Source organism: Gordonia sp. Swx-4 (assembly GCF_030316175.1).
Lineage (GTDB): Bacteria > Actinomycetota > Actinomycetes > Mycobacteriales > Mycobacteriaceae > Gordonia > Gordonia alkanivorans.
On sequence record NZ_CP128197.1, the window covers coordinates 1225239 to 1244288 of the forward strand.

At 68.9% G+C, this 19050-nt stretch carries 20 protein-coding genes and 1 riboswitch; of the genes, 8 read left to right on the forward strand and 12 right to left on the reverse strand.

Annotation, left to right across the window (positions count from 1 at the left end; translation table 11 throughout):
* Nucleotides 1-53: 53 nt before the first annotated feature.
* Complete coding sequence (locus PWF70_RS05620) at nucleotides 54-1328, reverse strand: DUF6986 family protein (RefSeq protein ID WP_035753142.1); 1275 nt, start codon at nucleotides 1326-1328, stop codon at nucleotides 54-56.
* 150 nt (nucleotides 1329-1478) lie between these two features.
* Between PWF70_RS05620 and PWF70_RS05625 the strand changes: the two genes are divergently transcribed.
* Nucleotides 1479-2240, forward strand: coding sequence for an IclR family transcriptional regulator (locus tag PWF70_RS05625; protein ID WP_035753140.1), 762 nt, complete (start codon nucleotides 1479-1481; stop codon nucleotides 2238-2240).
* A gap of 24 nt (nucleotides 2241-2264) precedes the next feature.
* Here PWF70_RS05625 and PWF70_RS05630 read toward each other — a convergent pair whose 3' ends face one another.
* Together PWF70_RS05630 and PWF70_RS05635 are read right to left on the reverse strand one after the other, a co-directional pair.
* Nucleotides 2265-4634 (reverse strand): protein kinase domain-containing protein, encoded by a 2370-nt coding sequence (locus PWF70_RS05630; protein ID WP_035753138.1) that lies wholly within the window; start codon nucleotides 4632-4634, stop codon nucleotides 2265-2267.
* Nucleotides 4635-4775: 141 nt separating this feature from the next.
* A complete protein-coding gene (locus tag PWF70_RS05635; RefSeq protein ID WP_155225084.1) occupies nucleotides 4776-6974 on the reverse strand; it encodes an RCC1 domain-containing protein in 2199 nt (732 codons plus the stop codon).
* A gap of 88 nt (nucleotides 6975-7062) precedes the next feature.
* On the opposite strand from PWF70_RS05635, the gene PWF70_RS05640 reads away from it, so the two are divergent.
* The 4 genes from PWF70_RS05640 to PWF70_RS05655 are packed head-to-tail and all read left to right on the forward strand — an operon-like array spanning nucleotide 7063 to nucleotide 8801.
* A complete protein-coding gene (locus PWF70_RS05640) occupies nucleotides 7063-7293 on the forward strand; it encodes a hypothetical protein (RefSeq protein WP_006360636.1) in 231 nt (76 codons plus the stop codon).
* Between the two features lie 5 nt (nucleotides 7294-7298).
* Nucleotides 7299-7835: a cyclic pyranopterin monophosphate synthase MoaC gene (gene moaC / locus PWF70_RS05645; RefSeq protein WP_035753133.1), complete on the forward strand. Its 537-nt coding sequence runs from the start codon at nucleotides 7299-7301 to the stop codon at nucleotides 7833-7835.
* The gene (locus PWF70_RS05650) at nucleotides 7828-8331 is read left to right on the forward strand and encodes a MogA/MoaB family molybdenum cofactor biosynthesis protein (protein WP_035753131.1); all 504 of its coding nucleotides are present in this window, start codon (nucleotides 7828-7830) and stop codon (nucleotides 8329-8331) included. Before moaC ends, PWF70_RS05650 begins: the two co-directional genes overlap by 8 nt.
* A 38-nt stretch (nucleotides 8332-8369) precedes the next feature.
* Nucleotides 8370-8801 carry a molybdenum cofactor biosynthesis protein MoaE gene (locus PWF70_RS05655; protein ID WP_035753129.1) on the forward strand — a complete coding sequence of 144 codons (432 nt, stop codon included), beginning with the start codon at nucleotides 8370-8372 and terminating at the stop codon, nucleotides 8799-8801.
* Here PWF70_RS05655 and PWF70_RS05660 read toward each other — a convergent pair.
* Entirely contained in the window at nucleotides 8798-9790 is a 993-nt protein-coding gene (locus PWF70_RS05660; RefSeq protein WP_286352892.1) for an IS481 family transposase, read from the reverse strand. The genes PWF70_RS05655 and PWF70_RS05660 overlap by 4 nt on opposite strands.
* 126 nt (nucleotides 9791-9916) lie before the next feature.
* Complete coding sequence (locus PWF70_RS05665; RefSeq protein WP_196813034.1) at nucleotides 9917-10744, reverse strand: SDR family NAD(P)-dependent oxidoreductase; 828 nt, start codon at nucleotides 10742-10744, stop codon at nucleotides 9917-9919.
* Nucleotides 10745-10797: 53 nt separating this feature from the next.
* On the opposite strand from PWF70_RS05665, the gene PWF70_RS05670 reads away from it, so the two are divergent.
* Nucleotides 10798-11649, forward strand: a complete 852-nt coding sequence (locus tag PWF70_RS05670) for a helix-turn-helix domain-containing protein (protein WP_006360641.1) — start codon at nucleotides 10798-10800, stop codon at nucleotides 11647-11649.
* A gap of 111 nt (nucleotides 11650-11760) precedes the next feature.
* Here PWF70_RS05670 and PWF70_RS05675 read toward each other — a convergent pair whose 3' ends face one another.
* The 5 genes from PWF70_RS05675 to PWF70_RS05695 all read right to left on the reverse strand — a co-directional run bounded on the left by PWF70_RS05675 (nucleotide 11761) and on the right by PWF70_RS05695 (nucleotide 14980).
* The gene (locus PWF70_RS05675; protein WP_006360642.1) at nucleotides 11761-12396 is read right to left on the reverse strand and encodes a transglycosylase family protein; all 636 of its coding nucleotides are present in this window, start codon (nucleotides 12394-12396) and stop codon (nucleotides 11761-11763) included.
* Nucleotides 12397-12402: 6 nt separating this feature from the next.
* Nucleotides 12403-12602: riboswitch (cyclic di-AMP (ydaO/yuaA leader) on the reverse strand.
* Between the two features lie 254 nt (nucleotides 12603-12856).
* Nucleotides 12857-13105 (reverse strand): MoaD/ThiS family protein, encoded by a 249-nt coding sequence (locus PWF70_RS05680; protein WP_035753127.1) that lies wholly within the window; start codon nucleotides 13103-13105, stop codon nucleotides 12857-12859.
* A gap of 10 nt (nucleotides 13106-13115) precedes the next feature.
* On the reverse strand, nucleotides 13116-14204 hold the full coding sequence (gene moaA, locus PWF70_RS05685; RefSeq protein WP_035753126.1) for a GTP 3',8-cyclase MoaA: 1089 nt from the start codon (nucleotides 14202-14204) through the stop codon (nucleotides 13116-13118).
* Nucleotides 14205-14217: 13 nt separating this feature from the next.
* Complete coding sequence (locus PWF70_RS05690) at nucleotides 14218-14763, reverse strand: flavin reductase family protein (protein ID WP_035753382.1); 546 nt, start codon at nucleotides 14761-14763, stop codon at nucleotides 14218-14220.
* Nucleotides 14764-14770: 7 nt separating this feature from the next.
* Nucleotides 14771-14980 (reverse strand): hypothetical protein, encoded by a 210-nt coding sequence (locus tag PWF70_RS05695; RefSeq protein WP_006360646.1) that lies wholly within the window; start codon nucleotides 14978-14980, stop codon nucleotides 14771-14773.
* Between the two features lie 241 nt (nucleotides 14981-15221).
* On the opposite strand from PWF70_RS05695, the gene PWF70_RS05700 reads away from it, so the two are divergent.
* Complete coding sequence (locus PWF70_RS05700) at nucleotides 15222-15635, forward strand: cold-shock protein (RefSeq protein WP_006360647.1); 414 nt, start codon at nucleotides 15222-15224, stop codon at nucleotides 15633-15635.
* A gap of 37 nt (nucleotides 15636-15672) precedes the next feature.
* On the opposite strand, the gene PWF70_RS05705 is transcribed toward PWF70_RS05700, so the two are convergent.
* On the reverse strand, nucleotides 15673-16206 hold the full coding sequence (locus PWF70_RS05705) for a DUF2771 family protein (protein WP_006360648.1): 534 nt from the start codon (nucleotides 16204-16206) through the stop codon (nucleotides 15673-15675).
* Nucleotides 16203-18173: an MFS transporter gene (locus PWF70_RS05710; protein ID WP_035753122.1), complete on the reverse strand. Its 1971-nt coding sequence runs from the start codon at nucleotides 18171-18173 to the stop codon at nucleotides 16203-16205. The genes PWF70_RS05705 and PWF70_RS05710 overlap by 4 nt, the downstream gene beginning before the upstream one ends.
* Nucleotides 18174-18259: 86 nt before the next feature.
* Between PWF70_RS05710 and PWF70_RS05715 the strand changes: the two genes are divergently transcribed.
* On the forward strand, nucleotides 18260-19048 hold the full coding sequence (locus tag PWF70_RS05715) for a DUF3027 domain-containing protein (protein ID WP_006360650.1): 789 nt from the start codon (nucleotides 18260-18262) through the stop codon (nucleotides 19046-19048).
* The last annotated feature ends 2 nt before the right edge of the window (nucleotides 19049-19050 follow it).

Here is a 19050-nt window from a genome sequence, read left to right on the forward strand (position 1 = left end):
GGTGTCCTTCTCGATGGATGGGTCAATGGTCATGTCGGGCTGTTGGTCTCGGCTCAGTTACTCGGTGCTGGCGGCCGGTGGAGTGCGAGTTCACGCACCTTCGCGATGGGCAGATCGGTTGCGGTCTCCACCTCGTCGACGGTCAGCGCGCCGCACACCTCACCGCGGCGGATGAAGCCGGCGAGGGCGCGGGCGGTCGCGGGTTCGTCGAGCACCGACGACGTGATCTGGTGGGCGTAGTTGCGCAGACGCTCTGCGGCGGAATCGAATCCGTCACGGTAGAAGGCGTACGTGGCCAGGAAGCGGGTCACCAGCTGGGCGGGGTGGAGATCCCAGCCCTGATAGAAACCGCGTTCGAGGTGGCGGCGGACCAGTCGCGAGTGCAATGCCCAACCGGCTTCGACGGCCTCGCGGTCGCCGACCGGGAGGATGTTGGTCGATCCGTCCGACAGGCGCACACCGGTGCCGGCTGCGGCCAGCTGCATCACGGCCTTCGCGTGATCGGCGGCCGGATGTTCCATCGACTGGTAGGCGGCGGCGATGCCGAGGGACGCGGAGTAGTCGTAGGTTCCGTAGTGCAGCGCGGTCACTCGACCCTCGCCGGCGTGGATCATCTTCGCGACCGGCGCCGAACCGTCGATGCCCATCACCGATTGCGGGGTCTCCACCTGGATCTCGAACCCGATCCGTCCGTCCGGCAGTCCATGGACGCGCTCGAGCTCGCGGGCGACGGTGACCATCGCGGCCACCTGATCGGTCGAGGTCACCTTCGGCAGTGTCAGCGTCAGGCCGGCCGGGAGGTCGCCGGTGTCGGCGAGTCCGGAGACGAACAGGTCGAGGGTGCGCAGGCCACGAGCTCGCACATCGGCCTCGAAGCACTTGAAGCGGATACCGAGGAACGGCGGCGAGCTGTCGCCGGAGTCGCGGATCGCGGCGACGGCAGCCGCCACGGCTGCGTCCTCCTCGTCGTCGGCGCGGACGCCGTAACCGTCCTCGAAGTCGACGCGCAGATCCTCGATGGGCTCGGTGCGCAGCTTCGCCTCGACGAGAGTCGCGAGTTCGGTTGCGGTCGAATCGGTTCGGGCGACGGTCGCGCGGGCGATCGCGTCGAGGCCACCGTGTTCGGCGGCCGTCTCCAGCGCCGTGCGGCCCCACTCCCGGGCGAGGTCCGCGGAATACCGGTCGGCGGGGACGTAGACGGTGTGGACCGGCTGCCGGCTGCCGTCGTCACCGGGGTACCTCTCGGACAGGAGGGCGTCCGCCGGGGCGAGGGCTGCCTCGACCTCGGCCAGGAAGGCCGCACCGAGGCGGCCGGGCTGCACGCTCATGAGGAGTCCTCCGTCGATCTGATGGAAAAATAATTCCGCAGAGTGGAGTTTACCTTAAATAGTCCACGTCGCCAGTCGCAGGTGGGCATGGACTCCGATTGTGGTTTCACATCATGGAACGTAATCTTGCGCCGAACTGTGGAGGTGGCAATGGCGGGGAACTCGGGTGGTGTCCAGTCGGTCGAGCGGGCTTTCGAGCTGCTCGAACTCATCGGACGCGCCGGTGGTGAGTGCTCCCTGAGCCATCTGTCGTCGGAGTCGCCGCTGCCGCCGCCGACCATCCACCGGTTGCTGCGCACTCTCGTGGGCATCGGATACGTCCGGCAACTGCCGAACCGGTCATATGCGCTGGGCCCGCGCCTCATCCGACTCGGCGAGGTGGCCAACCGGCAACTCGGCGCGGTGGCCGCGCCCGTACTCGGCTCGCTCGTCGCCGGACTGAGTGAAACCGCGAGTCTCGCCGTGCTCGACGGCGACATGGTCATCTACGTGGCGCAGGTCCCGTCGCCACACAGCATGCGCACCAACAACGAGGTCGGGCGTCGGGTGACGATGCACAACACCGCGGTCGGCAAGGCGGTCCTCGCCGAACTCGACGACGCGCGAATCCTCAAGCACGTCACCCAGGCCGGCCTCACGCCCGCCACCGAGTGGAGCGTCACCTCGCTGTCCGGCGTCTTCGCGGCCGTCGAACAGGTGCGCGCAGAGGGTGTCGCCACCGACGAACAGGAGTACGAGGTCGGGGTCTGCGGTATGGCCGTCGCGGTGCCCGGTGCGCCGACGCCCATGGCGGTCGGCATCTCGGGGCCGGTCGCCCGGTTCGACGAGGACCTGCGTACGCGGGCGGTCGGCGCCCTGCGAGCAGCGGCCGAGACCATCTCCGAAGCCCTCGTCGGCGCGAAGGAGTCGTAGCCGACGCAGAATCGCGCGGTGGTGTCAGATGGTGAGCTTCGTCGGCGTCGTGCGATTGGCCGAGTCGCCGCTCGAGCCGTCACCGATCTGGCCGTCGTTGTTGAAGCCCCAGCACCAGACCGAACCGGAGGCCATCGCGCACGACGTGCCGTTGCCGGTCGAGATCGAGGTGACGTCGGTCAGGCTGCTGACCTCGCGGGGGATCTTCACCGAGCCGCCGCTGGAGCCGAGCTGGCTGCGGTCGTTGTCGCCCCAGCACCAGGCCTTTCCGTCGGCGACCGCACAGGTGGTCCCCCAGTCGGTGGAGATGGCCGAGGCCTTGGAGATGTCGTTCACCTTGGTGGGTGTCTTGCGCGGTTCGGCGGTGCCGTTGCCGATCTGGCCGTAGGCGTTGGCGCCCCAGCAGTACGCGTCTCCGCCGGCGATCGCGCAGGCCGTCTGGAAGTACGTGCTGGTGTTGGTGCTCGGGTCGTTGTCGTCGTCGGGGGCCGACTCGTGGTAGCCGCCGAGGGAGATGTCGGTGACCTCGCCCAGCCCGCCGACCTTCACCGGCGCCGACCGTTCGGTGGTGCTGCCGTCGCCGATCTGGCCGCTGTCGTTGTTGCCCCAGCAGAACGCCGAACCGTCGGACACCGCGCAGGTGGTGCCGTAGGCGGTGGTGATCTCGGTGACGACTCCGAGGCCCGGGACCTTGGCGGGGACCGAGACGGCCTCGGTGCCGCCGGTGCCCAGCTGTCCGTATTCGTTGTTGCCCCAGCAGTAGGCGTCGGTCCCGGCGACCGCGCAGCTGGTGCCCCAGCCGGTGGTGATCGCCTTGACGTCGGAGAGGGTGCCGACCTTGGTCGCGGTCTCGACGGTGTTGCCGTCGGAGCCGTTGCCGACCTCGCCGTAGTGGTTGTTGCCCCAGCACCACGCCTCGCCGGCGGCGACCGCGCACGCCGTGCCGACGTACTTGTTCTCACCGGTGAGGTAGCCGCCGACGGAGACCGACGTCGCGTCGGTGACACCGCCGACCGTGGCCGGACGACTGTGCGGAGTGGTCGTCCCGTCGCCGAGCTGGCCGGTCGTGTTGTCACCCCAGCAGTTCACGGCCTCGTTGACGATCGCGCAGCTGGTGCCGAAGTTGGTGCTGACCAACGGTTGTGCGACGGTGGCCTTTTCGGGATCGTCGGCGGTGCTGCTCAGGAGGACCAGCCCGGTGATCGCACCGATGACGACGATCAGCACGGCGCCCAGGACGCCGGCGATGATCAGGCCGGTGCGCTTCTTCTTCGGCGGTGTACCCGTTGCGCCCGGATGGCCGGCCGGCGCGTGTGGCATCGCGCCGTGCGGCTGTGAGCTGTAAAGCGGTTGCGGCCCGGAGATGTTCGCGGTCGCGCCGGGCCCCGAGGGGTGGTTCATCAGCGGCTGTGGGCCGGACGGTCCGGTCATCGTCGGCTGCGGCGGCGGGGTGTACTGCCCGTAGGGCCGGCCGTACGGCGGTTGCGGTGCCGACGGTGCGCCGGTGCTGCCGCCGACGAGCGTGGGTGGGGGAACCGGTGCGGCCGCGATCGTGTTGCCCTGTGCCGACGGCGATTCGATCGCCGACTTCAGGGCGGCGGCGAAGCTGCGGCAGTCGGGGTAGCGGGCCGCCGGGTCCTTGGCGAGTGCGCGCTGGAAGACCGGGTCGAGGTGCGCGAGGTCGCCGCGCAACTGGCCGATGTGGGGGACCGGCCGCTGGATGTGGCCGAGCATCACCGACGGTTCGGACTGCCCGACGAACGGCGGTTGTCCGGCGAGCAGTGCATAGGCTGTGCACGCCAGCGAGTACTGGTCGGAACGTGCTGTGGCGTCGGCACCTTCGAGGGTTTCCGGTGCGGAGAACGCGACGGTCCCGATGAACGAGTGGGTGCCGGTCAGGTTGGCCGAGCCGGCGAGTTTCGCGATGCCGAAGTCGAGCACCAGGGCACGGTCGATCGTGCCGGAGGCGGGGTCGCGGGTGACGAGGATGTTGGCGGGCTTGATGTCCCGGTGCACCACCTGATGACGGTGCGCGTAGTCGAGGGCGTCGGCGACCTGGGTGACGACCGTCGAGACCTCGGCCGGCTTCAGGCGCTCCTCGGTGAGGTCCTTGCCCTCCACGTAGCTCATCGAGAACCACGGCGAACCGTCCTCGATGCCGTACTGGTGGATCGTGATGATGCTGCGGTGGTCGAGTTTCGCGGTGGTCTTCGCCTCGTTGGTGAAGCGCTGGTTGAACCCGGGCTGGGCGCTGACGGCGGTCGAGATGACCTTCAACGCCTCTCGCCGTTCGAGTTGCAGGTTCTCGACGAGATACACCTCGCCCATGCCACCGGCACCCAGCTGGGAGATCACGCGGTAGCCGGCGATGTGGGTGCCCGGACTCAGTGGCACGGCGACACCTCTTTCTTACGGTGAGAATCACTTACGGGGAGAACTCGGACTCCTGGCGGACGTACGCTGGGACGATACCCAAGCGGCGTTGGTGCGGGGCACCCTTCAACCGGATGACTGCCGATCCGATGACGGCCATGTCTAGTACCCGATCTGCGTGGGTGTGAGCTTGTCGTCGGTGGTGCCGATGCCGAGCTGACCGGTCGCGTTGAAGCCCCAGCACCAGACGTTCGACGACGCGAGTGCGCACGTCGTCCGTTCGCCCGTCGAGATCGCGGTGACATCGGACAACCCGTTGAGCCGCGTGGGATTCGGGCGGTCCTCCAGGGTGCCGTCTCCGACCGACCCCCAGGCGTTGGCGCCCCAGCACCAGCCGACGCCGCCGGCGATCGCGCAGGTGGTGTGCCCGGTTCCGGTGCTGATCGCGGTCACGTCGTCGACGCCGGACACGAGCGTCGCGGAGGTGCGGGAGTCCTTGGTGCCGTCACCGAGTTGCCCGAAAGCGTTGTTGCCCCAGCAATACGCGCTGCCGCCGGCGACGGCGCAGGCAGCCTGATCGCCCGCCGACACCGAGGTCGCGGCGTCGAGGTCGGCCACGCGGGTGGGCTTGGACTGGTTGTAGGTGGTGCCGTCACCGACCTGCCCGTTGTCGTTGAGTCCCCAGCAGTACGCGTCGCCGCCGGCGACCGCACACGCGAAGTTGACGCCGACGCTGATCGAGGTCACGTCCGCCAGCCCGGCGACGCGCACCGGACGGTACTGGTTGGCCGTCGATCCATCGCCCAGCTGATCGAAATCGTTTGTGCCCCAACAGTAGGCGGTTCCGGCCGCGATGGCGCACGTGGCCCAGTTCGCGGTGGAGATCGCGGTGACGTCGGCGAGGTCGGCCACCCGGGCCGGCTTCCAGCGGCTGGTCGTCGTGCCGTCGCCGATCTGTCCGTAGTCGTTGTTGCCCCAGCAGTAGGCGACGCTCTCGGCGATGGCGCAGGTGTTGGGGCCGCCGGTGGTGATCGAGGTGACGCCGGTGAGGTCGGCGACGCGGGTGGGTGTCCAGCGGTTTGTCGTGGTGCCGTCGCCGAGTTGTCCGGCCTGGTTGTCACCCCAGCACCAGGCGGTGCCGTCCCGGATCGAACAGGAGGCACCGAGACCGGCACTGAGTCGCATCTCCTCGGTTGCGGCTGCCTGCGGGCTCGAACCACCGTCGCCGCCTTTGTCGTCGCCGCGGGTGAGCAGGACGACGGCCGCGACCACCGCCAGCAGCGCGACCACGCCGATCGCGCCGGCGAGCAACGGCAGGCGGCGTCGGCGGCCCGGCGTCGCGGCCCGGGTGGGTGCGGAGTGGGCGGGCAGCGGGGGAGTGAAGCCCGGTGCGGAGAGGTGATGGGTATCCGGCGGCGGGCCCTGCGCGTACAGAGGCGGCGGCGGACCGGGATACGGCCGCCGCTGCTGGGTCTCCGGTGGCAGGGTCTCCGTACCGGAGGGCGGTGGGACGATCTGCGTCGCCGCGGTGCCGACGCCGGCCGCGGTGAGTGCCCGCCGCAGTTCCACGGCGAAGTCGGTGCACGTGGGGTAGCGGTCCAGCGGCCCGCGGGCCAGGGCGCGGTCGAAGACGGGATCGAGTGCGGCGAGGTCGGGCCGGTACCGGCTGATCCGCTCCGGCGGTGACGTCAGCTTCGCGACGATGTGCCGGGTCTGGGTGTCGGCCTCGAACGGCGTCGTGCCGGACAACAGCTCGTAGGCGGTGCAGGCGAGCGCGTACTGATCTGACGCCGGACCGGCCGGTTTGCCGTCGAGGATCTCCGGCGCGGCGTAGACCAGCGTGCCCACGAACGACGACGGTGCGGTGAGCGTGGTGGCGGTGGCCAGTTTCGCGATCCCGAAGTCGAGGACCACGACCCGGTCGAGAGCGTCGTCCATCGCCCGCCGGGTGACGAGGATGTTGCCCGGCTTGATGTCGCGGTGCACGACGCCGTGGGCGTGCGCGTAGTCGAGGGCGTCGGCGACGCGGTCGACGATCGTCAGGATCTCGTCCGGCCGGAACGAGCTGCTCCGCAGGTCGCGTCCGTCGAGGTAGGCCATGGTGAACCACGGGTCGTCGTCGGTGACGCCGTAGTGATAAATCGTGACGATGTTCGGGTGGTCGAGGGATGCCGCGGTCTGTGCCTCCCGGCTGAACCGGCGGACGAAATCCTCGTCGACGGTCTCGGCGACCGAGATGACCTTCAGTGCCTCGCGGCGTCGGAGTGGCCGGTTCTCCACCAGGTAGACCGTGCCCATGCCGCCCGTGCCCAGGCGGCTGATCACGCGGTAGCCGGCGACCTCTTCCGGGTGGTGGGCCATCAGCGCCTCCTGGTGGCGTGACCTGTGATGCGACGACGATAGCCCCGGTCCGGCCGCCATGCCCGGACACCGCACTTCTTTCATTCGAATGGCGTGGCACAATGCTCCCGTGGCAAACAACAGTGGTGACAAAGCCGACAAGAAGCACTACGTCGACAACGGCTGGCCGAAGGACGAGGACGGCAACCATCCCGACCACGCGGTCTCCGAGCTCGCGACGCACATCTCGGGTGCGCTGTCCCCGTTCGGTGACACCCAGTTCCCGCTCCCGGTCGACGACCTGCCGTTCGTGCAGTCGAAGACGGTCGTCAACCGCTGACGCCGATGCCGACCACCGGAACCAACAGCGGCGGGTCGGTATCTCCGAGGCAAGGTGCCGGCCGCCTGTCGCACATCGACAGCAGCGGCACGGCGCGCATGGTCGACGTCGGGCACAAGGCGCCGACGAAGCGTCGCGCGATCGCCGGCGGCACCTTTCACACCACGACCGAGGTGATCGGTCTCCTCAGTGAGTCGAAGCTGCCCAAAGGCGATGTGCTGGCGACCGCCCGCATCGCCGGGATCATGGCGGCCAAGCGCACCGATGAGTTGATCCCGCTGTGCCATCAGCTGGCGTTGTCGTCGGTGGAGGTCGACTTCACCATCGGCACCGACTCCATCGACGTGACCGCGACCGTAGCCACCTCCGGCCAGACGGGCGTCGAGATGGAGGCACTGACCGCGGTCGCCGTCGCCGGGCTGACGCTGCACGACATGGTCAAGGCCGTGGACAAGCGTGCACACATGGACGGCATCCGTCTGCTCGAGAAGACCGGCGGCAAATCCGGCGATTGGCTGCGGGACGACCCGGCCGATGGCTGAGAACCCCTCGCCCGACCCCGCGCGGCAACGCGTCGCGCAGATCGTCGTGGCCTCGACGCGGGCGAGCACCGGGGTCTATCCCGACCGCACCGGCCCGATCATCGAGGACTGGCTCGCCGAGCAGGGTTTCCGCGTCGCCGAACGCGATGTGGTGGCCGACGGTCCACCGGTGGGCGCCGCGATCCGCGCCGCGGTCTACGCCGGCGTCGACCTCGTGCTCACCACCGGCGGAACAGGTCTGTCACCCACCGACCGCACCCCCGAGGAGACACGGCCGCTGCTCGACGTCGAGATCCCCGGCCTCGCCGACGCCATCCGCGCAGCGGGATTGCCGAAGGTGCCGACGGCCGTGCTCTCCCGCGGCCTCGCCGGCATCGCCGGGACCACACTGGTGGTGAACCTGCCGGGCTCGACCGGCGGTGTGCGGGACGGCCTGACCGTGCTCACCGGCGTCGTGCACCATGCTCTCGACCAGATCCGCGGCGGGGATCACTGATCGTCCCCCGATCGCCGCGACAGGACAGGACTCTCGAAATGGCAGTGGTTGTACACACCGCGGTGTCGGACACCCCGATCGGGCTCGCCGATCACGAGGCGATGGTCGCCGACGCCTCGGACGGTAAGGCCGGCGCGATCGTCGGCTTCGTCGGGGCGGTCCGCGATCACGACGGCGGCCGGACCGTCGCCGAACTGGACTATTCCGCCCATCCGACGGCGCCGAAGGTGCTCGCCGAGGTCGTCGAAGAGGTGTCGGCGGTCGAGGGTGTCCGCGCGGTCGCCGTCTCGCACCGCGTCGGCGAACTCGAGATCGGCGACGTCGCCTTCGTGGTGGCCGTGGCCGCCGACCATCGCCGCGCCGCGTTCGAGACGTGTGCCCGGCTCGTCGACGAGGTCAAGGCGCGTATCCCGGTGTGGAAGCACCAGTACTACGACGACGGCACCGAGGAGTGGATCAACTCGGCCTAGGTGTACTGCCCAGGGACGTTGGTCAAGCGGCTGAAGGGAACGTTCCGGCCGATGGCGGAGTGTTGCCGGTGGTGATTGTAGGTGTGCAACCATCCTGGCAACGCTGCGCGTCGGGCTTGTTCGGACCGGTAGTGCCGGGCGAAAGCCCATTCGGCGGCCATGGTCCGGTGGAACCGTTCGATCTTGCCGTTGGTTTGCGGCCGGTAGGGGCGTGTGTACTTCGCCGTGACTCCGAGCTCGGTGCAGGTGCGCTTCCACAACGCTGAGCGGTAGCAGCCACCGTTGTCGGACAAGACTCGTTCGACAGTGACGCCGCGGGCCGCGAACCAGCCCACGGCTCGCTGAAGGACTCCGGCTGCGGTGACAGCGGTTTCGTCGTCATGGATCTCGGCATAGGCGACGCGAGAGTGATCGTCGATGACGGTGTGCACGAAGGCATGTCCGAGTAGTTCGTTGTGGTGCTTGCTCCGGCGGGTTCCCGGCGTGGCCTGCCGATTCTTGCGTCCTTTGGCGCGTCCGACGAACCGCCAGCCGCCACCGACGGGGATGTTGCCGAGTTTCTTGACGTCGACGTGGATCATCGAGCCCGGATGAGGGTGCTCGTAGCGGCGGATCACTTCCCCAGTGCGGATGTCGATGTGGGAGAGCCGGTTGAGCCGGCATCGGACCAGCACCGCGTGCACGGTCGAGGCCGGCATCGACAGTCGGGAGCCGATCGCCTGGGGTGAGAGGCGCTGACGCCACCGCAGGGCCACGATCTTGCGTTTGATCGGCTCGGGGGTGCGGTTCGGACTGCGATGAGGACGACTCGAGCGGTCGTACATGCCCTCTGGGCCCATCTCGACATAGCGAGTGGCCCAGCGTTTGGCGGTCGGCCACGAAACGTTGAAGTGTTCGGCTGCCCTGACGATGGGCCAGCCGTCATCGACGATGCGAAGGGCCAGCAGTAGTCGGCCCTTGGGGGTCAAAGGTGCGTTAGCGTGAACCACGAAGGTCTCCCGGTTGTGAAGTGTGTGTCGTAGCAGCTCCACTTCACGACGGGAGACCTTCGCTGTTCAACGACCCACTACCGCGTGTCGTCGCAATCCCTCAACCAACCTGCCTGGGCAGTACACCTAGGCCCCGGCGCCACCGTCGACGGGCACGATCGCGCCGGTGACGAAGGAGGCGCGGTCGCTGAGCAGGAACGCGGCGACCTCGGCGATCTCCCGCGGTTCGGCCATCCGGCCGAGCGGGGTGGAGTCGCTGATCCAGCGGGTGACGCCCGGGCTGGCCGCCTCCCACTCGTCGATCATCTCGGTGGCGGTGCCCCCGGGCGTGAGCCCGTTGACGCGGATGCCGTCGCGGGCCCAGCTCACGGCCGCGGTCTCGGTGATGCTGTTCAGCGCGCGCTTCATCGCGCCGTAGGCGGGCAGGTCGGGGTTGGCGCGTCGTGACCCGATGCTCGAGGTGTTCACGATCGCGCCGCCGCGACTGCGCCGCATCAGCGCCGCTTCGGCGTTCATCGCGATCCAGTGCGCGCGGAAGTTCACCGCGAACTGCCGGTCGATGTCGGTTGCCGTGGTGTCCTGCAGCTGACCGGGTACCTCCTGGACGACGGCACCGTTGTTGAACGCGCCGTCGAGGCGGCCGTGCAGCTCCTCGACACGGTCGATCGCGGCGTGGACACTCGCGTCGTCGGCCAGGTCGAGGGCCACCGCGTCGGCGGTGCCGCCGGTCGACCGGATGTCGTCGACGATCTGCTCGAGGGCATCGAGGCCGCGCGCACCGAGGACGACCGAGGCGCCCTCGTGGGCGAACAGATGAGCTGCGGCGGCGCCGATTCCGCGGCTGGCGCCACTGATGAAGACGACCTTGCCGCGGAGCAGGCCGATGGACGGGGTGGACCGGATGTCGGGGTTGTGTGTCATGCCGTTCAGCGTGGCCGCGACAGACGAGCTCATTCAGGCACAGGCTGTACTACTCTCCGCCGGCCGACCGGACGCACACTCGAGGTATGGACAAACACGGGCTCGCCTCCTTCCTGCGGAGTCGACGCGAGCGTTTGCAGCCGGAGGACGTCGGTCTGCCGGCCGGTACCCGGCGTCGGACTCCCGGGCTGAGGCGGGAAGAGGTCGCAGTGCTCGCACACATCTCGACCGAGTACTACGTACGCCTCGAGCAGGGTCGCGCACCCCGCCCGTCGGCGGAGGTGCTCGTCGGCATCGCCGGTGCGCTGCTGCTCACCGATGAGGAGTCCGATCACCTGCACATGCTCGCCGGGACAGCCCCACTCCGCACCGCCCTTCATCGGCGGGACGTGCGTCCGAGCATCGTCGCCCTGTTGGGCCGCATGCCGCAGACCGCGGGGTTCGTGATGTCGGCGATCTTCGAGGTTCTCGCGTGGAACGATCTGGCGGCTGCGCTTCTGGAGGACTTCGGCGAACTCGGCCCGGCCGAACGCAATCTCGCGCGTCGGGCGTTCCTCACCGACGACGCCGCGCCGCTGTACGGGATCTCCGACGGCGCGGAGTTCCGTCACCACGTCGTCGCCAGGTTGCGGCTCGCGGCGACCCGCTATCCCTCCGACCCGACGGTCGCCGGTCTCATCGAGGATCTCCGGGAAGGCAGCGCACAGTTCGCCCGGCTGTGGGATCAGCACGACGTCGCAGCTGCACCGACGCTCCGGAAGAGTCTGCAGCATCCCGTCGTCGGAAAGATCACGGTCGACTGCGATTCGCTGGAGCTCGCCGAGCGGGATCAGCATCTGGTTCTCTACAGTGCGCCGGCGGGTTCGGCGGACGCCGAGGCGCTCGCCCTGCTGCAGGTTCTCGGTTCCGACGCTGCGGGGTTGTCGGAAACCAGCTGAGAATTGGAAAAGGGCCCCGCACGGATCAGTCATCGTGCGGGGCCCTTCGTCTGGGTCCCTCTGTGCGCTGCGGATTGTGTCCGAGCTGCTACAGGTAAGGGTTGCTACTCGTCAGGGGTTGGGCAGCAGGTGCTTGTTGTCGTTGAACATCTTGATCTGATCGGGGCTCAGCGAGACACCGCTGTTCTTGGCCGCGTTCCAGAGGTTCTCGACCTCGGGGCTCACACCGGCATCGGTGAGAACCGAGGTGACCTGCTTGGCGACGTCGTCGGTGGTCCTGGCCTCAGGGGCCTTGACGAGGCTGAAGCTGCCGTTGCCGTCCTGGAGCTTCTTGACGATCGGGGCCGGGACATCGCTCGGCGCGGTGCGCGGGGTGTGGCCCGACAGGCCGACGCCACAGGTGGGCCATGCGCCCTTGCCCTGCGAGGCGAGCACGCGCTCGGCGACGACGATCTGCTCCTCGCGGGTGGCCTGCTCGGCGGTCGGGGCGAACTCGCCGCCGCCGTGGCCGCTCCAGGTGCTCGGCGAGAACTGCAGGCCGCCGTGGTAGCCGTTGCCGGTGTTGATGGCCCAGTTACCGCCGGACTCGCACTGGGCGACCTGGTTCCACTCGGCGTCGGTCGCGGCATTCGCGGTACCGGTGCCCAGGAGTGCGGCTCCGCCACCGAGGACGGCGCCGGTGAGGGCGACCTTGGTGATGGTCTTGGTGGTCGAGTTGGTCGTCTGCTTGCGGTGACGTCCGGACATAGATCGAATTCCTCTCTCCACGCGCCTACGAAGTCAGCTGTCGGGTTCGAGCGAGAGGCTGCTCGGCCCCAGTGCGTCACCATGATTTGTTAACCACGGTTCTGCGCCTGGGACTTAACCCCGAGGACACCGTGTGTGGTGCCCGGTCTCAGGGGATGAGGTTGGGTCCCCCGTCCTCGCTCCTAGATTTCGTGCGGTCGTTCCCACCGGCGGAGCGAGGCTCGGCGCGGCCGGCGGGACGTATGTTCTGTTTCCTTACCGTGACCTTCGAGAAGGTCGCTTCGTACAGTACGTCCTTCGATCGGCCGATTCACCTGCTTGTCCACAACTTATTTTTTCTCCAGAACCTGGTCTCCCGACCAACTTTCGGCGTCCTCGCAGTTCATCGCGCCGGATGCGGTCCCGTGGCCATCTCGTTACCGCTCCGTTATGTGAGAAAGGTCACAGGGCGGCTGTGGTGTCAACCACCGGCGAACGGGGGGAGGACGTCGAGTGTCGAGCAGATGCCGAGCTGTAGTGAACGGTCAGTGAAGGCCGTTTCGTCGCGGAGGTAGGAACACCGCTCGAGGACCGTCGCCAATTCGGGGTTGCCGGCGGACAGCGTCGACTCGAGGTCTCCGAGGGTGGCCGCGGGCTCGATGTCGACGACGCGCGACTCGGTGCCGGCGGCGGCGCGAGCAGCGGCGAAGAAGCGGACGGTGAGGTTCATCGGGGCGAGCCTATCCGCCGATGGCGGACATGGGCCGCGTCGGCTGCACGAAGCCGGCCGCGTTCACCTCGTGTCCGGGAGCCTTCTGCCACATGTCGGTGCGCCACAGCGCCGCGATGGCGGCGTCGACCTCGTCGTCGGGCAGCGTGCGCAGCACAGCGCGCAGATCGGTCTCCGACGACGCGAACAGGCAGTTGCGCAGCGACCCGTCGGCGGTGAGCCGGGTGCGGTCGCAGTCGCCGCAGAACGGGCGGGTGACCGAGGCGATCACCCCGACCTTGGCCGGGCCCCGTGACGTCCGATGGCCGTCGACGATCCAGGTGGCCGCCGGGGCGCTGCCGCGCGGTGCCGGATCGGGCAGCAGATCGAACCGTGTGCGAAGCGTCGCCAGGATCTCGTCGGCGGTCACCATCCGGGCCCGTTGCCAGGCGTGGTCGGCGTCGAGGGGCATCTGTTCGATGATGCGGAGTTCGTAGCCCTGTTCCAGGCAGTAGGCGAGCAGGTCGGGGATGGCGTCGAGGTCGGCGCGGTCGGGGAGCACGGCGTTGACCTTGACGGGGTCGAGACCCGCGCGTTTGGCGGCGGCGAGACCGGCCAACACGTCGTCGAGCCGATCGCGCCGGGTGATCTGGGCGAACCGTTCCCGGTCGACGGTGTCGAGGGAGATGTTGATGCGGCTGAGCCCGGCGGCGACGAGACCGTCGATCCGCCGCGTGAGACCCAGACCGTTGGTGGTGATCGCGATCTCGGGTCGCCGGGGCAGGGCGGCGACGGCGCCGATGACCTGCTCGAGGTCGCGGCGCAGCAGGGGCTCCCCGCCGGTGAAGCGGATGCGTTCTATCCCCAGATCCCGGACCGCGACCGTCAGCACACGGATCAGTTCGTCGGCGCTCAGCACCGCGTCGTTGGGCATCCAGTCGAGTCCCTCGGCCGGCATGCAGTAGGTACAGCGCAGATTGCATCGGTCGGTCACCGAGACCCGCAGGTCCTTCGCGACCCGCCCGAACGTGTCGCGCAGGGGTCCCTGCGTGGGCACGTCCGATGGTGCCGCGGCCGTCATCGACCGTGGCGTGGGGATCCCGAGGCCGACCGTGCTCATGCTGTCCTGCAGATCACGTGGCGTTCGGGTCTTTACGGGCCTCGAGAGCACGGAAGGTGCTGGCGTGGAACACAAGCGGCTCGACGCCGGGATCGGCGCGCAGGGTGCTGATCTCCAGCAGCACGACGGTGTGGTCGCCGGCCTGGATCTCGTTGTGGATGGTGCACGACAGATGGGCGGCGGCGTTCGGGACGAAGACGGCCCCGGCGTCGGTGCGCAGCGGTGTGATGCCGTCGAAACGGCGCTCCGACGGACCGGCGAGCTGTTTGCAGACGTCGGTCTGGTCGCCGGCGAAGACGCTGACCCCGATGGCCGGCGCGGTACGGATCTGCGGCCACGTCGTCGACGTGTTCTGAACGCACACCGACACCAGCGGAGGGTCGAGGGAGACGGTGGTGAAAGAACTCGCCGCCATTCCGATCAGCGTGGTCGAATCTCCCTCACCCTGTAGGCAACACACCGCGACGACGCCGCTGGGGAAGCAGCTGAACGCTGCCCGGAGAGCCTTGGCGTCGGAGACGGGGGCGAGGTCTGGGGTGGTGTCGATGGTCGCTGTCACGGGGTCCTCACCTGGCTCGGCGTCCGGCACGGAGTGCGTACACCAGGCCGAGGAGAAAACCCAGGGGTGCGCACATGGTCAGCAGGTAGACGAAGGTCGGTGCCGTGTCGCCGTCGGTGACCAGCGGGGTCACGAACAAGGCCACGAGGGCGATGAGTCCGATCGCGAAGATCACCATGGCCACCTGCAGCAGCCGCGGGGACGTCGTCTTCTGCATGCCGTCTACGGTAGTGCACTCTCCGGGAGGGCGACGTCGCGCAAGGGTGTGACGGGTTGGGCTGAGGTAATGGTGTGACCGCGGGGTGGGGTGTTGGCTACCATGGGGCGCAGCAGGCGCCTTGCATCCGTCTGGGCCCATACGGACTTTCCGCCGTGGGTCGTGTGATGGGTGACGGCGTCTTTTGTTGTGACAGGCAGATCCGCAAGAGATCTACGACGTACAGATGAGGGTGAGCACAGTGCCGACCGGCAAGGTGAAGTGGTACGACGCGGACAAGGGCTTCGGCTTCCTCGCTCAGGAGAGCGGTGAGGACGTCTACGTCCGTTCGTCCGCCCTGCCCGAAGGGGTGGAGGCCCTCAAGCCGGGGCAGCGGGTGGAGTTCGGCATGGCCGCCGGTCGCCGCGGGCCGCAGGCACTGAGCGTCAAGGTTCTCGAACCCGCGCCGAGCGTGTCCAAGAACGTGCGCGAGGCCGCCCGCAAGGACACCAAGCGGCACACCCCCGATGAACTGCACGGCATGGTCGCCGATCTGATCACCCTGCTCGAGGGCAAGGTGCAGCCGGACCTGCGCAAGGGGCGCTACCCCGACCGCAAGACCGCGCAGCGGATCTCCGAGGTCGTGCGCGCGGTCGCCCGCGAACTCGAGAGCTGAACCCCGGTCGTCGAGCGCCGACCTCGACGCCGCGGTGTCAGCCGAGGTACTGCAGGAAATTCTCCGGTGCGGTCTGTGCTGCCAGCACTCCGCGCGGGATGATCTCGTCGTTCTGCGTCAACCGGGCCGACGCCGGGTAGACGGTGACCCCCAGCAGGACGAATTCGGGTGCCGTCTTCAGCGTGACCGTGTACGTCTCACCCGACGCCTGGGGCTGCTCGTCTTCGACGAGCCCCTTCGGCGTCCAGTAGACGGCCGCGAGGTTCCAGGGTCCCTTCGCGATGTCGCCGGAGACCGACAGCATCACCGTGTCGCCGACCGCCACCGGAACCCGGGGCGCCTCGCGCTGCGACGTGCCGAGCGGCGGGTCGCACTCGTCGAGCATCAGGTCGCACCACCGCACCGGTTCGACGGTGTAGAGGTTCTTGCCGACGGCGATGTGCACGTACGGCCGGTCGTCGTGCGTGGAGTTGCGGGTCAGCAGGAACACCGAGACGCCGACGACTGCGACGAACGCCACCACGACGATCGCGATGATCGAAAGTGCCTTCTTCTCACCACTGCTGATCACGGTCGGCGTTGTCCTGTCTCGTCGGGGGTGGAGCGGTCACCGGGTGGCCGGTGACCGGAGTTCGGGAACGGTGCCGTCGACGGCATCCGCGTGGTCGTCGGCCGCTGGGAATGCGCCCGGGTCGGTGCCGACCCCGGTCCGGTCCGGCGTGCGGCATCGTCCGAACCGGCGGCCCGGAAGGCGACAGTCGGTGCGGCGTGGTCGGGGCGTCGACCGCCCAGACCCGGCACCAGCGATGTGCCGCGGGTCGTCATCACGGTCTGGAGCAGGCCCAGCCCGAGCAGCACGGCGACGACGGTGAAGCCGATCCACAGGGTCGGGGGCAGCAGCACCCCGAGTGAGGCGCCGAACACCCACGACAACTGCAGGACCGTCTCCGAACGGCCGAAGGCCGAGGCGCGTGACTCGTCGGGCAGGTCGTCCTGGATCGACGAGTCGAGGCACACCTTGCCGATCGCGCTGGCGCCCGAGGCGACCAGCGCGGCGACCGCCGCGAAGAGGATGTTGCCGAAGATCGCCGCGAGGACCGCGACGACGAAGCAGGCCACGGTGGCCCAGACGATGATGCCCGGCGGGTTCTTCAGCTCCAGCCGGGTGCCGACGCCGTTGCCGATCATGTTGCCGACGCCGGCGGCGGCACCGACGGCGCCGAGCAGCAGCAGCTGCGTCCAGTCCGATGCGTCGCCCTGCTGGGCCTTGGCGTAGAAGGCCACGAACAGCGTCAGGAAGCCGGTCAGGATGCGGATGGTGCCGTTGCCCCACAGACCGGCCACCACCGTGCGGCCCAGCGGCTGACGCATCTTCGCGGCGAGCATCTTGGCACCCTCGCGAGCGCTGGTCGGCTCGTGTTCGGGCATCGCCGAGCGGGCCGGTTCGCCGTGATAGGTCAGGGTCGTGGGGATCTCGCCCTCGGTCGACTCGACCCACGACGGGATGCGCATGCACAGGTAGGCGCCGGCCGCGGCGACGATCGCCAGCCACACCATGGCTCCCGGCAGATGCAGCGGCAGCAGTTTGCCGAGCAGCATCTCGATCAGCGCGGCCACCGCACCGCCGACGATCGTGCCGCCGATCAGGCCGAAGGTGGTCAGGCGGGAGTTCACCCGCGGCAGGTCGATGGTCGGGGGCACCACACGTGGGGTGACCGCCGATTTGAGCACGCCGAAAGATTTCGACAGCACCAGCAGGCCCAGCGCGCAGGGATAGAGCACCCACGGGTCGTACTCGAGTTGCTGGGTGGCGTCGTTCCACTGGACGTTCGACATGATCAGCAGCGCCAGGATGACGCGCAGACCGAAGGTCGTGGCCATCGCGATACGACGCCCGCGCTGGAGTCGGTCGAGCAGCGGACCGATCAGGGGAGCGATGAGTGCGAACGGCGCGATCGTCAGCGCCAGATACAGCGCGACGTTGGTCTTGGATTCACCCGACGCGGCGGCGAAGAACAGGGTGTTGGCCAGCGCGACGGCCATCGCGGCGTCGGCGGCGAAGTTCGCGATCACCGGCAGGGTGAGCGCAGTGAGGCCGGACTGGTCGGCGCCGTCGGCGGTCGCGGCCCGGTGGATCTTGCCGATGCCCTTGCCCGTCAGCTCGCGGCTGCGCATCGCGGCGACGCGCATCACGGTCAGCTTCTTGGGCGTTCGCGGCCCGTGGTCGGCGGGCATCGCCCGGGTCGCCGACTCGTCGTACTGCGGCTGACCTCGCTCGTCGAGCGGCGGCAGATGCGGATTGTGGGTGGGCGGGGGCAGGTAGGCATTGCGGCCGGGACCCGGTCCGGGTGGCGGTCCCCAGCCGGGTGCGGGCCGGCGGCCGCGCATCTGGCGGGTCTCGTCGGCCGGGTAGTTGGCCGACCCGGGGTGCTGCGCGGCGCGACGGCCGCGATCGTCTGTCGGCGGTCGAGAATGCTGGCTCGCCGGACCCCTGGGGGCCCCGCGCCCATCGTCGTGTCGGGAACTCCGTGGGATCACGCCCCCGATTGTTCCTCATCTCGTGCCGGTGCCGCTTGAAGCGGGTCGTTGTGTGGCACACGTCGGCGATATTGCACACTGGAAGCGTGACTGACGTAAGTGAGGGCGGACGACTGCTGGCGGCCGTCGACATCGCACGAGCCGCGCTGGTCGACGAAGGACAGCAGCCCGGCGCGCATCGGCGCAGCGTCGCCGAGGGCGAGTGGGCCGCTGCGCATTACTTCGACGCCGAGCTCGCAGGCTATCGCGGATGGCAGTGGTGCGTCGTGCTGGCCGGTTCCCCGGGCAGCGACGAGATCACCCTCAGTGAGGTCGTGCTGCTGCCGGGCGACGGCTCGTTGCTCGCACCGCCGTGGGTGCCGTGGGCCGAGCGTGTCGCCTCCGGCGACCTCGCGCCCGGTGACCTGCTGGCCGCCGAACCCGACGATCCGCGTCTGGTGCCCAACCAGATCGACACCGGCGACGAGTTCCGCTTCGACTCCGAGTCCGAGGACCCCGACGACATCGGTCAGATCGCCGGCGAGATCGGCCTCGGCCGTCGCCGACTGCTGAGCTACGACGGTCGCGCCGACGCCGCGCAGCGCTGGTACGACGGCGACTTCGGTCCGTCGTCGGAGATGGCTCAGGCGGCCCCGTTCCCCTGCTGCACCTGTGGTTTCTATGTGCCCCTCGCGGGTGCGCTGCGCGCCGGATTCGGTGCCTGCACCAACGAATACGCAGCCGACGGCCGGGTGGTCTCCGCCGAGTACGGCTGCGGAGCGCACTCCGATGTCCAGGCGCCCAAGGGTGAGGGCTCACCCGCCTACGACGCCTACGACGACGGCGCCCTCGAGGTCATCTCGGTCACCCGGGACGCCGAACCGGCCCGCTCCTGAAC